At 43.4% G+C, this 13,086-nt stretch carries 13 protein-coding genes; 8 read left to right on the top strand and 5 right to left on the bottom strand.

Annotated elements, in window-relative coordinates:
• Window positions 1–20 precede the first annotated feature (20 nt).
• On the bottom strand, window positions 21–1,256 hold the full coding sequence (locus MTF70_RS16160; RefSeq protein ID WP_042520853.1) for an outer membrane protein transport protein: 1,236 nt from the start codon (window positions 1,254–1,256) through the stop codon (window positions 21–23).
• A 422-nt stretch (window positions 1,257–1,678) separates the two neighbouring features.
• Between MTF70_RS16160 and MTF70_RS16155 the strand changes: the two genes are divergently transcribed.
• Entirely contained in the window at window positions 1,679–2,707 is a 1,029-nt protein-coding gene (locus MTF70_RS16155; RefSeq protein ID WP_042520855.1) for a site-2 protease family protein, read from the top strand.
• A gap of 75 nt (window positions 2,708–2,782) precedes the next feature.
• Here MTF70_RS16155 and MTF70_RS16150 read toward each other — a convergent pair whose 3' ends face one another.
• Window positions 2,783–3,571: a M48 family metallopeptidase gene (locus tag MTF70_RS16150; RefSeq protein ID WP_017634168.1), complete on the bottom strand. Its 789-nt coding sequence runs from the start codon at window positions 3,569–3,571 to the stop codon at window positions 2,783–2,785.
• 201 nt (window positions 3,572–3,772) lie between these two features.
• Between MTF70_RS16150 and MTF70_RS16145 the strand changes: the two genes are divergently transcribed.
• The 5 genes from MTF70_RS16145 (at window position 3,773) to cutA (ending at window position 6,818) form a co-directional block, all read left to right on the top strand.
• Window positions 3,773–4,207: a hotdog fold thioesterase gene (locus tag MTF70_RS16145; protein ID WP_005376340.1), complete on the top strand. Its 435-nt coding sequence runs from the start codon at window positions 3,773–3,775 to the stop codon at window positions 4,205–4,207.
• A 6-nt stretch (window positions 4,208–4,213) separates the two neighbouring features.
• Window positions 4,214–4,447, top strand: coding sequence for a DUF3389 domain-containing protein (locus MTF70_RS16140; protein ID WP_005386281.1), 234 nt, complete (start codon window positions 4,214–4,216; stop codon window positions 4,445–4,447).
• Between the two features lie 79 nt (window positions 4,448–4,526).
• The gene (locus tag MTF70_RS16135) at window positions 4,527–6,236 is read left to right on the top strand and encodes an SgrR family transcriptional regulator (protein WP_005386283.1); all 1,710 of its coding nucleotides are present in this window, start codon (window positions 4,527–4,529) and stop codon (window positions 6,234–6,236) included.
• Window positions 6,220–6,471 (top strand): hypothetical protein, encoded by a 252-nt coding sequence (locus MTF70_RS16130; RefSeq protein WP_017634167.1) that lies wholly within the window; start codon window positions 6,220–6,222, stop codon window positions 6,469–6,471. Before MTF70_RS16135 ends, MTF70_RS16130 begins: the two co-directional genes overlap by 17 nt.
• A gap of 14 nt (window positions 6,472–6,485) precedes the next feature.
• On the top strand, window positions 6,486–6,818 hold the full coding sequence (cutA, locus tag MTF70_RS16125) for a divalent-cation tolerance protein CutA (RefSeq protein ID WP_017634166.1): 333 nt from the start codon (window positions 6,486–6,488) through the stop codon (window positions 6,816–6,818).
• Here the strand turns inward: cutA and MTF70_RS16120 are convergent.
• The gene (locus tag MTF70_RS16120) at window positions 6,780–7,376 is read right to left on the bottom strand and encodes a DUF2238 domain-containing protein (protein ID WP_005376330.1); all 597 of its coding nucleotides are present in this window, start codon (window positions 7,374–7,376) and stop codon (window positions 6,780–6,782) included. The genes cutA and MTF70_RS16120 overlap by 39 nt on opposite strands.
• Window positions 7,377–7,618: 242 nt before the next feature.
• Here MTF70_RS16120 and MTF70_RS16115 point away from each other — a divergent pair, with 242 nt between their 5' ends.
• Together MTF70_RS16115 and MTF70_RS16110 are read left to right on the top strand one after the other, a co-directional pair.
• On the top strand, window positions 7,619–8,458 hold the full coding sequence (locus MTF70_RS16115) for a 2OG-Fe(II) oxygenase family protein (RefSeq protein ID WP_005376329.1): 840 nt from the start codon (window positions 7,619–7,621) through the stop codon (window positions 8,456–8,458).
• A 128-nt stretch (window positions 8,459–8,586) separates the two neighbouring features.
• Window positions 8,587–9,207 carry a DNA-J related domain-containing protein gene (locus tag MTF70_RS16110; protein WP_005376328.1) on the top strand — a complete coding sequence of 207 codons (621 nt, stop codon included), beginning with the start codon at window positions 8,587–8,589 and terminating at the stop codon, window positions 9,205–9,207.
• A 79-nt stretch (window positions 9,208–9,286) separates the two neighbouring features.
• On the opposite strand, the gene MTF70_RS16105 is transcribed toward MTF70_RS16110, so the two are convergent.
• On the bottom strand, window positions 9,287–10,942 hold the full coding sequence (locus tag MTF70_RS16105) for an ABC-ATPase domain-containing protein (RefSeq protein ID WP_025767781.1): 1,656 nt from the start codon (window positions 10,940–10,942) through the stop codon (window positions 9,287–9,289).
• A 71-nt stretch (window positions 10,943–11,013) separates the two neighbouring features.
• On the bottom strand, window positions 11,014–12,927 hold the full coding sequence (locus MTF70_RS16100) for a sensor domain-containing phosphodiesterase (protein WP_017634164.1): 1,914 nt from the start codon (window positions 12,925–12,927) through the stop codon (window positions 11,014–11,016).
• Window positions 12,928–13,086 lie beyond the last annotated feature (159 nt).

Genomic DNA, 13,086 nt, shown 5'->3' with positions numbered 1-13,086 from the left:
TGGTTTACTCCGTAATCCCATTATTTGAAGGTGTAGTTCATCTGTACCGCGCTGATGTAAGCAGTACCTTCTGAGTCAAACTTAATCTCTTCACCCAGAGCATTTTTCTCAGTGAAAGAGCCTGATTTACTCTTAACAAGTGCAAAGCCTGCATCGAAAGTTAAATTCTCATTCATTGCGTAAGTTAGGCCCGCGCTGTACCAAAAACGGTCACTGTCAGGGATACTCAATGTTGCTTCACCTGCTTGTTCGTCGTACGCAAAGCCTGCACGGAATGTCCAGTCTGTATTAAGTATGTAAGTTGCACCAACGGAGTAGCGATTGTTGTCTTCATATTTCTCAGGTTTAAAGAAACATACTCCGTCATTACATTCGTTACTGGTCGCTTTTAGTTCTTTAAATGTGCTCCAGTCGGTTTGTTGCCAGCCGTAATGTACAGCCCATTGTTCATTCAGTTGATGGAAAGCCGATAATTCGATAATTGAAGGGAGAGAAATTTTTAAACGGCCATCAACTTTTGGTGATGAAGCTCGACCAGAGTCGTAACTACTAAACTCACCGTCATCAAAATCTAGATCAACCTTAGAGCGGTAGCCAAAGCCAAAACGGTTGTTTTCATTTAGCTCAAATAAAGCGCCGACATTCCAACCCCAAGCGAAAGTTTCACCTTCCATGCCGACAAGGTTATCGGACTTATTACCACCTAAAATTCCGGCAAGTGCGCCTTTGTGGCGAGTCAGCTCTGCTTCAGCGTATACTAGGTTGATACCACCACCGACACTGAAAGACTCGTTGATACGGTAAGCGACATTAGGGTTGATGTTTACTGAAAGTAGGGAAGTGTCACCCGCCATATCACCAGCGGAAATATCATTTGGATAGTCAGTAGCAACACCGTATGTTGTGAACATACCGATACCCCAAGCCCAGTTATCATTGATAGGGCTGATGTAATAACCTGCTGGCACGATCTGTAAAGGGGCGACATCTTTCGCGTGTTCATTGTTTACAGTGTCGTATACATCGACTTCAGGGTCGATGATAGATAACGCGCCCGAAAATTGAGCTTCTTTGAAAAGTGTCATTGCTGCAGGGTTACGAGCAAGGACGCTTGCATTATCTGCGACAGCCCCTTCCCCTGAAAATGCTCGACCAAGACCAGATGCCGAATGTTCAGCTACCTGGAAGCCCGCTGAGTGGGCATTACACGCAAACAATATTGAAATTGTAAGCAGAGAGCAGTGCTTCTTGTTCATCCTTGACCCTCCTAGGGTGTCATAATGCTGGACCGAAGTCCTTGTAATTGTTGTGTGGTACTTACACCAATTGTTAATACGCGAAATACAACGGTGATGTAAATGTAATGTTAATTGTATGTTTAATAACTTGTCAAAGTTTGAGCGTATTTTGCGTTTTAAATATGATGCATAGGTCAAACGATGGCTTGTAAGGGCATGTATTATCGTTATATTTTTGAAGAGAATGGTACGACCAGAATTGTTTTGCGAGCTTTATAGTTAAATAACGATCAAATCAAGAGATAGCTCGCTTTGCTGTTTCTTCACTTCACAGGCATAATTCGCGCTCGCTATGTAGTTATTCAATAGACGCAATAGGAACCGCATTGGAATTACTGAATGTTGAATTTTTAGGTCGTTCGCTAAGGCTCGAAGGATCAATGGCTGGGTGGCAGCAGTTATATTGGGATAATACGTTGGTGTCTCAAATCGATGCCAGTGACAATACCGCAGAGACTTGTCTACACCAGTTTAAGCTCTCTGCGGGTGAGGAAATCCTGAACTGTCATTTAGAGTGTTCTTTAACATGGCAACCGTTTGAATTGAGTTACAAGGTCACAATTAACGGTGAGCTCGTCAACGAAGGTTGTCGAAATGAAAAAGACATCGAGCGCCAAGTGCCAGAAGTTACGCCACCATCCGAAAAGCGTTTAAGTGTAATAGGCCTCGTATCTCTTGGGATGAAAGCACTTAAAAGTGCGAAAGTTATTAAAGTGGCGTTAGCGTCTGCAAGTCTCGCTGCATATTCTTGGCTATTTTCCATCGAATTCGCGCTAGCGTTGATCGCTTGTTTGGTTTTTCATGAATATGGTCACATTAGAGCGATGAAGTATTTTGGAATGAAGACCAAAGGGATCTATTTGATTCCATTCCTAGGTGGTTTGGCGCTAAGTGACGAAAAGATAAACACGCGCTGGCAGGATGTGGTTATCTCAATCATGGGACCATTTTTCGGTTTAGTACTTAGTGTTGTTTTTACTTTGCTTTATTGGATGACTGGTGAGGTGATCTTCGCTGGGCTTGCTGTGTTTAACGCCTTGCTAAACCTATTTAATCTGCTGCCTATTTTACCATTAGATGGTGGCCATGTGCTCAAAAGTATTACCTTCTCAATGAATACTTGGGTCGGGTTAGTTGGCAGTATTGCGACCGCTTTATTAGGCATTTTTATCAGTTACTATTTCGGTCTGACGTTGCTAGGGTTTTTATTGTTAATGGGAATGTTGGAAGTGGTGATGGAATGGAGAGCTCGACATCAAAGCCATTTATTGCCATTAACCCGTTATGGGCAACTATTTTCACTTGCTTGGTACTTGGTCTCTGTCGGAGGTTTTGTTTCTATCATCTGGTACTTTGCCACTCTCGGAGATAGTTTGTTAAGTTTGCCGCTACAGATATTGGGCACTTGATTAGAATCATTAAAAAGCTCCCTAGGGAGCTTTTTTATTTGGCAAGCTTAAGTAGTAGACGATAGTAGCAATGAATTAGCCACATCTTGGTGCTTTCGCGTTATACGCAGGCAGCTTATTTATGGTTGCTTGTAAATCTTTAATGCGCGTACTGTGCGATGGGTGGGTTGAGAAGAATTCAGGTGGTTGAGAACCACCTGATGCAGCACTCATATTTTTCCATAAATCGACACTTTGACGTGGGTCGAAACCTGCTTTTGCCATGAATTCCAGCCCGACAATATCAGCCTCGGATTCCTGAGTACGACCGTATGGCAAGATAACACCGTATTGAACACCGACACCAAGTGCCGCCATCGTCATTTGTTGATACTGTTTGTACTCGGAAGCGCCAATGGCAACGTTTGCTAGAGACAACCCTGCATTTGCTAACTGACTTTGTGAGAGACGTTCATTACTGTGGTCAGCGAGGACGTGAGCGACTTCGTGACCAATGACTGTTGCCAACTGATCTTGGTTTTTCGCGACATCTAAAAGCCCGGTATACACGCCGATCTTCCCACCTGGTAGAGCAAACGCATTGACTTGTTCACTATCAAAAACAACGACTTCCCAGTCTTTAAATCCAGATTGAGCGGGAATGGTGTCAGTGATGTGTTTGGCAACGCATTGAACGTAGGCATTCGTTTTGCGATCTTTGCTGATTGGGATATCTTTCTTCATTTGTTCGAAAGATTTAGCGCCAAGCGATGACATTTCCTGATCTGAAAACATCAGGATCTGGTTGCGACCCGTCGGTGATGCGCTACACGCTGTTAAACCCGCGATAGTTAAAAGAGCAGAGGCTTTCATCCATACCTTCATAACAGGCTCCATTTAATTTTTTGTTTTGAAGCAATAGTATATACCCAAATAGTAACATGATGCATGGATCAAGTTATTCATCTGATTAATAAATAAGGTGAGATGTTACGTCTTGAAGTTATGCCCAGGTAGCGTCTATGCTAGCTTCTTAGCACATCGTTACAACCTAACAAACCAGTTTGTGAAACTAAGAGTAAAACAATGAGTATATGGAAAAAGCCCGTAAGCATAGAGATTCTGAATGCCACGTCAAAAAATACCCTGATCGAGCACCTACAAATTAAATATACAGATTTCACTGACGACTCCCTTACAGCAACCATGCCCGTATGCAGCTTTACTCATCAACCTTTAGGAATGCTTCACGGTGGTGCATCAGTCGTGCTCGCAGAAACATTAGGCTCATTGGCTGCAAACTTCTCTGTCGATGAGGGCAGCTACTGCGTCGGTTTAGATATTAACGCGAACCATGTGCGAGCCATGCGAAGTGGTCATGTGATTGGTACGGCAAAACCGCTTCATCTGGGTATTTCAACGCAAGTGTGGCAAATCGATATCACTGATGAGCGAGGCCGTTTAGTGTGTACCAGTCGCTTGACCATCGCTGTGAAACAACACAAAACAAAGTCGGTATAAACTAAGATGGTGATTGAGTTTTCATTAGGAAAAATCATTGCAACCCAGCGTGAAATAGTGATTAAGCTCTCCGGCAGTGCAATGGTAACCTTGCAAGCGCAAACCGATGCAATTCAGCTGCTGGGTAGAGGAGCGAACGTTGTTTTATCTCATGGAGCAGAGTGCAAATGGTCTATCAAGCTGGACAACGAGGTACAACTGGCTGAACTTTCGCGAGAAATTGGTATCGATATTCAATAATTTATAGTGTGATGTTTGCACTTTTTGGAAAAAATGAGGAAACTTAGCTTATCGACAACAAGATAAGAATTTCCTCTTTATGAGTAGCCCTCGTTTACGTGTTCAGTTCGAAACACTGTTTGAAAAATTTTCCGGTCACGATACGGACGTTCAGCTCGAAGACATCACGGAAGCGTTGTTTTGTACACGTCGTAATGCTCGTATTGTTCTAAATAAACTTGAAGAAGAGGGCTGGATTGAGTGGCATCCGGCAGCGGGTCGAGGAAAACTTTCGAAACTCGTTTTTAAACGTAATCGAAGCGACGTCAGCGAAAACCTCGCCAGGCGTTATCTCGATGAAGGGAAAATCGGTCAGGCTCTAGATGCGCTTGATAACGATGCGGCACGATTGACGCAGGTTATCCAAGGTTATTTAGGGCTTCAGCATCGACAGGGCGAGCAGGTCGTGCGTTTGCCTTATTATCGACCATTGTCGATGTTAAACCCGCAGAAACCGATGCGGCGTTCTGAACAGCACATCGCCAGACAAATTTTTAGCGGACTCACTCGCCTTGATGAAAATGAACAACTTCAACCAGATTTAGCCCACACGTGGGAAGCAATTTCTGATACTCATTGGCGTTTTTATCTTCGTCGTGGAGTACGCTTTCATAATGGTGAACCGTTAACAACCAGTTGTGTTCTTGAAAGTGTGCTTGCGTTAAATGGCTTGAACTTGTTTTCTCACATAAAGCGGGTGTCTTCACCACAAGAGTGGACCGTTGATATTGAGCTCGTCCGTCCTGATCGCTACCTGCCTCTGGCTCTGAGTGAGTCGCAAGCAAAAATTTTGCTACCGAGTGCTTTGCGTTCTGAAAGCTTTGATAGACAACCGATAGGGACAGGGCCGTTCCAAGTTAAAATGAATGATGATAAGCGTCTTATTTTGACTGCTTTTGATGGCTACTTTGGTTTTCGCCCTTTACTTGACCAAGTGGAGGTGTGGGTAATCGATGAAGCCTATTCTTCAATGGTTTATCCAAGCCTGTCAAAGCCGAAGATGGATAAACAAGGTTCATCCGATGAAGTCGAGCTGGACCCTGGCTGTACATTCCTATTACTAAACAAAAACACTGGGATTGCAAAAGATCCACGTTGGGCAGAGTTCCTCTCGCAAACCCTCAACAGTCACCAGATTTACGCGCATGTCCCACAAGATAAAGTGATGGAACTGGGAGTATTGCAAGCCTTTGGCCTTAAGCCCGGTTGGATTGATCTTAGGCCAGCAGAAGCGGGCAGCGTACCACAGGCTAATAAGGTAATTTCCGTAGCGTATCAGAAAAAGCATCCGATGTTTCCAGTAGTTGCCAAGGCCATCAAGACACTCTTAAAACCGCACGGTATAGAGGTTGAGTTTATTCGTTATGATTCTCAACCGCCCGCACCGGAGGAAGTGGATATCTGGGTGAAAGCTATGGGCATTGCAACGAACCGAAATGACGCGTTGGCGGGCTGGCTCCTGGATTACAGTGATATTGAGAAGTTCAGTTCAGGTTACGATTTTAGTGAATGGGCTAAACTTGTCGATCAATGGCGTGCTGGGATGCACACAGACTTTCCTGCGCGTGAGCTAGGACGACAGTTAGTAAAAAGCTGTCAGGTGATTCCTATGTTTCACTGTTGGCTAGGCGTGAATAAAGACCACAGCGGTGCGTTACAAAATGCAAAGTGTAATGCCTTAGGTTGGTTTGATTTTAATAATGTATGGGTCAAACCGGATATAGAAAGTAACCATGGCGAAACCGAATAAGAAGCAGCCGACGAAAACCGTCGATATCTATTGCTCAAAGTGTAAAACTCAACTATTTAAGTACCGTAAAGGCGGGAAAGGCGCACTGGTTAAATGCTTCAAAGAGCGCATTGTTGACGATTTCACACAAACCCCATGTATTTGCCCCGCTTGCGGACAAGAGTTTGCAAGAGATACTTTAGTAAGAGGAACCCCCGCTTACAAAATGATTGGCGGCAAAGTGACAATGAAATAATGAAGGGCTAGAAAATGAGTATGAAACATGACTATTGCATGGTTTTAAGTACAACCAGTAATGAAAAAAATCGAGATCAGATCATTAAAGGTTTGCTAGATGCCCAATTAGCCGCGTGTATTCAAACAATGCCTATTGAAAGCCACTACGTTTGGAAAGGGGAGGTTTGTACTGACAACGAATGGTTGCTAGTCATCAAAACTCGTCGAGAACTTTATGAATTGGTGGAAGAGAAAATAGAAAACCTGCACGAATACGAGGTCGCTCAAATCGTACAGGTTCCAATTGTTGATGGGTTTAACCCTTATTTAGAATGGTTGAGAGAATCGACGTTGAGCCGACATTAAGAATAACGACAACACTGCACCAACGGTATCGCACAACATATCTTTCTGGGCGTCCCATATGTCACCTTGCGAGCCCAGAAAGGCAATTCCCTCATCGCCACCAGCCAACTCCGCATACCACCATTCGATAATCTCATAGCCAGCAGCAAGTGACATGATAGCAAACAAAGCAAACCAGCAAGAGAACGCTTTGTTGAACCGTTTTTTGTTTATCAAGTATTCAGCGATCGGATATGCGTAAAGGCCAATTGAAAAGTGCGCAACGCGATCAAAATTATTTCGCTCTGAACCAATCATGTCGTTAAACCAGTCAAACGGCACTTCGGAGAACGTATATTTCGCACCGATAGTGTGCAAACAGAGCCAGATGAACATTAAAAAGTAAGCCGTATTACTGAACTGATAGCGAATCGAAATCGCCCAAATAGCAACAAGAATACCAATCGCCGGGATAATCTCCGCAAACCAAACTGCACGTGAGTTAGGTTCCAACGCAGAAAATAAAAACACGATGGCATAAAAAATCGTTAATCCTAAGAGTGTCGAGGTGCTTTTCATAGAGTTATTTGATCCTTCAATTTATCTTACAGTGGGACTCCATAGATTGTGTTAATGATTGCACTTAATTGAACGGTGTGCAATTGATATTTTAATGGGTTTTTTGATCACTGAAAATGTTGATTTATTGGCAAACTGCTCAACATTAAAACGTTTGCGCGTGCACTTTTCATTAAAGTTTGATTTACAACATGCCCATCCATAGAATCCATGATTCAGTCTAATAAAAAAGAAGTAAAGCCATGAAACTGGAAACTGTCGATTATCTTGCTGACGATGCTGCTCAACAGTTCGTTACCTCTCTACGAGAAACGGGGTTTGGTGTGTTGAAAAACCACCCGATTCCACAAGAGCTTGTAGAGTCAATTTACAAAAACTGGCATGAGTTTTTCTGTTCAGATCAAAAGAATGATTTTCACTTTAACGTAGACACCCAAGATGGCTACTTCCCACCTTCTGTGTCTGAAGTGGCGAAAGGGCACAAAGTGAAAGACATCAAAGAGTACTTTCATGTTTACCCTTGGGGGCAGATCCCAGAGCAGCTTAAAGCTGAAATCTTAGAGTACTACGAGCGTGCCAATGCATTTGCTCAAGAGCTATTAGGTTGGGTTGAAGCGTACGCACCTAAGGACGTTCAAGAGAAGTTCTCTATCGCGTTGTCAGAAATGATCAATAACAGTGACAAAACATTACTACGCGTGCTTCACTACCCACCGATGACAGGCGAAGAAGAGCCAGGCGCTATTCGTGCTGCTGCGCATGAAGACATTAACCTGTTAACGGTTTTGCCTGCTGCTAATGAACCTGGACTGCAAGTAAAGAGTAAAGAGGGTGATTGGATCGATGTACCATGTGACTTCGGGAACTTAATCATCAACATTGGTGATATGCTTCAAGAAGCGTCAGGTGGTTATTTCCCTTCAACGACTCACCGTGTAATCAACCCTACGGGTGGCCGTCAAGAAAAGTCACGTATCTCATTACCGTTGTTCCTGCATCCAAAGCCGGAAGTGGTGTTATCTGAGCGCTACACTGCACATAGCTACCTTATGGAACGTTTACGTGAGCTAGGGGTTATTTAACCTTTACGTGATCTCCTTACAAAGGCCGATGGTGAATGACTATCGGCCTTTTTGCATTTATGCTACAAAGTGGAAACTATGTTTTTTGTGCCGTGAATGGGGCCCTAAACTCGTGTCAGAGAGGATGAATGGAAGGACAACGTACTGTCAATAGTATTGAGCCTCATGCAATAGAAAATCCGCTGCTTTGGCCAATGTTAGAAATTCTGAGAAAACAGCCCTCTAATTGGAAAGTGCACACCTTGGCAAGCTCGTTGGGTGAACAAGGTTATATTTCAAAGCTGGACGACTCTCCCGATAAGGATTTATTCAAAAGAAACTTCCTGATCATGAATGCATTATATCAACTGCAAGACACTCTGTATCCGGATAGCTGGCTTCAAGTCGAAGCCATGGATATTCAGCTCATGTCTTCGATGGAAGCTTTGAGGCATAAGATCGATATTCATGATCCTTTGCGTGAGTATTACTTAGATTGGCGCAATTACGAAGCGGACGAAGATGAAGTGCGTCGACTGTTGAATGAATTTTGGACAACTTATCAAAAGTTCATCGGTGGTTCGTCAGTAGCCAGCGTAGATAAGACAAAGGCACTGTCACTATTTGAACTTAACACTGACGCTACGCCTGCGGAAATTAGAAAACAATGGCGAAAACTCGCGCTTCGTTGGCATCCTGATCGAGAAAATGGCGATGCAGAAAGATTTAGAGTTCTTTGTGAAGCGTGGAATGTACTGAGAAACGAATGATTCGCTAAGAATAAAGATAAAGGAAGGCAGCTAACTATAGCTGCCTTTTGATTGAACTGTCTCTGTCAGCGTATCAAAACTAGCATGATGACTTAAACTGAGATTTTCGCATGCGGTTGAGGGCAGCCATAACGTCTAGTGTGCGTGGTTTGGCTAAGTCGCCTTGTTTAGGAAGAGCGGCATGCCACTCACCAGACAGCATTTCTTCAATCTCCTTCGCCGGATGATTACACCAACCTGGAAGTTGAGCAATTTGGAACCATAACCAGCCAATTGTGTTGACTTCATCGGCTGACTCTATCTGTTCCAAAGCGCTAAGATCAGTAAACTCTTTACCAAATCGAAGTGACTCTTTGCCTTTCGCATTCACACGGAACTTGCCGTCAGTCAGAATATTCATCAACGCAACGCGGTTCAGTGCTCGAGGTGGGAAGGTCTGTAAACGTTCTTCTGACTCGTTATGGCGTTGAGTAGGGTGCTGAGCGATAACTTCTTTCGCTTTTTCAGTCACATCAACGGCTTGGTAGTCGTGCATTTGAATGACGGTATCGGCAACGTCTAAGTAGTCGCCCGACCCACCCATAACGATAATGGTAGAGATATCAAGATCATCTCGTAATTGACCAATGCGGTCGACGAGAGGAGTAATTGGCTCATCACCTTTTGCCACCAATGCCTGCATACGCTCATCTCTAATCATGAAGTTGGTAGCAGAAGTATCTTCATCAATCAATAATGTGCTTGCACCCGCTTCAATAGACTCTTGAAGCCAAGCGGCTTGCGACGTTGAGCCTGATGCGTCTTGAGTAGAAAAGTCCGCCGTATCTTTACCCATCGGTAAATGGTTGATGTAGTTCGACAGGTTCAAGTGGTGTACGCATCGGCCATCTTCGGCACGAATCTTCATAGCCTTGTTATCGGCAACAATGTATTCGCGGCCATCTCCTGGAATATGATCGTAAATTGAACGCTCTATTGCATTTAATAAGGTAGATTTACCGTGGAAGCCGCCACCTACGATCAGTGTGATACCTTTTGGAATTCCTAATCCTGTGACATGGCCCTTGTTTGGCGCATGTAAAGTGGCTTGTAGAGATTCAGGGGCTTTAAACTCAACGGCTTCTTTCATTGGAAGGTCGCAATTACCTGCAATTCGAGGAAGAATACTGCCGTTTGCGACAAACGCGACTAAGTTATTGGCCTCTAACTGTTCTCGCAGGGCATCTTGGTCTTCAACAACTTGGCAGTGCTTAATTAAAGCGGCTTTGTCGAGTTCACGCTCTAAAGTTGCTCGACGGATAAACTTAGGCAGGTGGAAAGTCAGTATGTTGTTGGCTTTTTTCCCCAATACTGAACGACCTTCAGCCGGTAAGTTAACTCGAAAACGCAGTTCAATACCTTCTTCAGTAAACAACACCGCGGTGCTATCCAGTACAGTTTGGCCTGTCAGTGAAATTGATACTGAGTTTTCTTGTTTAGCAAACTGTTCAAAACTACGCGCAATAAAATCACGTGCACCTCTTTGAAATGCAGGAGACTCGTCTCTTAGCCACTCAAGACCAGTCAAAGACCATGCGCGAGTCGCACGAAAACGTGACGCCGATGCATAAGGGTCACCCTGTACATGATCGATAAACAAAGTGAAATCAGTGAAGTCGTATTGACCTTTGATTTGCTGATAAGCTCGGTAGTTCTGCTTTTCAATTTTCTTAAGCGTGGCAGTCAACTGATCCATGAAGATATTGGCCTTTTAATAGAAGCGGGCGGCGATTATAGAAACCACCGCCCTCATAGTAAAGAGAATGCTTAGGAAGAGTAGGCGTATTGCCCGCCAGAAAGGCGCTGATTAAACAAACTTTGCTCAAATTCATTACAAGGCATAGGTTTACCATAAAGAAAACCTTGTCCGATATCACAACCCTCACCAATAAGAAACTGCTCTTGTTGGTGGGATTCAATGCCCTCGATCACTACTTGGAGTTCCAGTTTTTTTGCAATGTGTATGATTGAACAAATGATCTCGCGATCATCATCTGACTTTTCCATTTGCTGGACGAAGCTTTTATCAATTTTGATGGCATCAAACGGATATTTCTTTAAATAGCTGAACGAGGCATATCCTGTACCAAAATCATCAAGTGACAATGTCACACCTAGTTTGTGCAACTTATTTAACGTTGTGCGTGCTACTATTTCATCGGCAATTAGAGCGCTCTCGGTTACTTCGAGTTCGAGAAAGTGTGCTGGCAAATGGAAAGTGTCGAGTAGGTGTTGCACTTGTTCTGCAAAATTTACGTTTTGTAATTGAATGGGAGAAACGTTGACGGCAATTTTGAAGTTATCGATTAACTCAGACCATTGTTTCGCTTTGTCTATCGCGGTACGCAGAACAAAAGAGCCAACTTCAAAGATAAGCCCGTTTTGTTCCGCCATATGTATCAATGCTTCGTTGGAAACGTCGCCAAGTATTGGATGTCTCCAGCGAAGCAAGGCTTCTGCGCCAATCCATTTACGTGTTTTGGAGTCTACTTGAGGTTGAAAGTACAACACTAAATCGTCGTTACGCACTGCTTGTAAAAGGTAACTTTCCAGTTCATTGTGACTATTGAGATCCGCCGAATGATTTTCTCTAAAATAACTAAAAGGTTCGCCGGATTCTTTACATAGAAGCATCGCGTAACATGCATGTTGAAGGATACGCTTAGCATTGCTGCAATCTTTGTAAGCTTGAACTATACCGATATACGTGTGCAAATGTATTTCTGTTTTGTTGAAGACAAATCCATCTACGCTAATTTTAGTGATATCATCTAATAGTTGATTTAACCGAGCTTCAATATCCTCTCCCCAAATCAATAAAACCATGTCATTCGAACTTGGTCTACCAGTGATAAATCCGCTAGCACCGTGTCTGGTTAATCTGGAGTGAAATTCTTTTAAAATGTTGTCAAAGACCTCGAACCCGTGCCTGGTCTGAATACTGCGAGCGTTACTAAAACCAATGTTGATGACCACAAGCGATTGCTGATCACTATCAAGGGACTGTAAGGTGTATTGGACAATGTTCTCAAGTGCAGAGCGATTTAGAAACCCAGTCCCCTGATCATGTGTTTTTTGGTAGCTCACTTGTTTTTCCGCGGCTTTACGGCGATCAATTTCTTGTGTTAAGGAGTAACTTAACTGGGCTAAATCCGTGGTACGATTTTCAATTCGACTCTTTAGCTCGGTGTTAAGTCGCTGAAGTTTATGTTGTTGGTACACAACTGAAAGCTGTGCTTCGATTGAATCTTTGAAAGTTTCAAGCAACTGACGGTAACTATCGTTGTACTCGTTTCTCTCAGAGTCAAGCATACAGATTGTTCCAAATGTCTCCCCATTTGGCCAGAATAGCGGTAAGCCGCAATAAGAAATCATGCCTAGTTTGATGTCTGGGTTATTTTGCCATTCTTCATCTTCAAGCGCATTGGGGATTACAAGCTCGCCTTTCTGTTCTATAACTTGCTCGCAATACAAACCGTTACCAAGCAGCTCTGCATCGCCAGTACGATAAGGATTACCTAGAGTTTCGCTAGATGTATTTACTTCTATGCGATCCGGATGGATACGCATAATTAATGTGGTGGGTACGTGTGTTATTTGAGCCAGTAAGTTGACGATTTCCTGCCAACTTCTTCGCATAGACTCAGGGATTTCGTAGTCTAATGTTTGCAATCTCCCCATATAGGTCATCCTTTACGTGGTTTCACTTCCTGTGAATTAAAAATGCAGACTGCTTTATTTTGTTCTCGCTTTTTAATTAAGTATAGGGTGGCTAGGGCTCGAAACAAAAAAAAGTCCTGAAAAGTGTTCAGGACTAGGAATAGTTGTCACATATCTCAT

Source organism: Vibrio sp. 2CM40D (assembly GCF_023161825.1).
In the GTDB taxonomy this organism is placed as follows: Bacteria; Pseudomonadota; Gammaproteobacteria; order Enterobacterales; family Vibrionaceae; genus Vibrio; species Vibrio alginolyticus.
This window is presented reverse-complemented; position numbering and strand designations above follow the sequence as displayed.

Excerpts from the sequence above, each read along its gene's own strand:
- MTF70_RS16105 (WP_025767781.1), bottom strand. The coding sequence starts at position 10,942 with ATGGATCAGTTGACTGCCACGCTTAAGAAAATTGAAAAGCAGAACTAC.
- MTF70_RS16130 (WP_017634167.1), top strand. The coding sequence starts at position 6,220 with ATGGCGAAACCGAATAAGAAGCAGCCGACGAAAACCGTCGATATCTAT.
- MTF70_RS16155 (WP_042520855.1), top strand. The coding sequence starts at position 1,679 with ATGGCTGGGTGGCAGCAGTTATATTGGGATAATACGTTGGTGTCTCAA.
- MTF70_RS16150 (WP_017634168.1), bottom strand. The coding sequence starts at position 3,571 with ATGAAGGTATGGATGAAAGCCTCTGCTCTTTTAACTATCGCGGGTTTA.
- MTF70_RS16110 (WP_005376328.1), top strand. The coding sequence starts at position 8,587 with ATGGAAGGACAACGTACTGTCAATAGTATTGAGCCTCATGCAATAGAA.
- MTF70_RS16140 (WP_005386281.1), top strand. The coding sequence starts at position 4,214 with ATGGTGATTGAGTTTTCATTAGGAAAAATCATTGCAACCCAGCGTGAA.
- MTF70_RS16160 (WP_042520853.1), bottom strand. The coding sequence starts at position 1,256 with ATGAACAAGAAGCACTGCTCTCTGCTTACAATTTCAATATTGTTTGCG.
- MTF70_RS16145 (WP_005376340.1), top strand. The coding sequence starts at position 3,773 with ATGAGTATATGGAAAAAGCCCGTAAGCATAGAGATTCTGAATGCCACG.
- MTF70_RS16120 (WP_005376330.1), bottom strand. The coding sequence starts at position 7,376 with ATGAAAAGCACCTCGACACTCTTAGGATTAACGATTTTTTATGCCATC.
- cutA (WP_017634166.1), top strand. The coding sequence starts at position 6,486 with ATGAGTATGAAACATGACTATTGCATGGTTTTAAGTACAACCAGTAAT.
- MTF70_RS16135 (WP_005386283.1), top strand. The coding sequence starts at position 4,527 with ATGAGTAGCCCTCGTTTACGTGTTCAGTTCGAAACACTGTTTGAAAAA.
- MTF70_RS16100 (WP_017634164.1), bottom strand. The coding sequence starts at position 12,927 with ATGGGGAGATTGCAAACATTAGACTACGAAATCCCTGAGTCTATGCGA.
- MTF70_RS16115 (WP_005376329.1), top strand. The coding sequence starts at position 7,619 with ATGAAACTGGAAACTGTCGATTATCTTGCTGACGATGCTGCTCAACAG.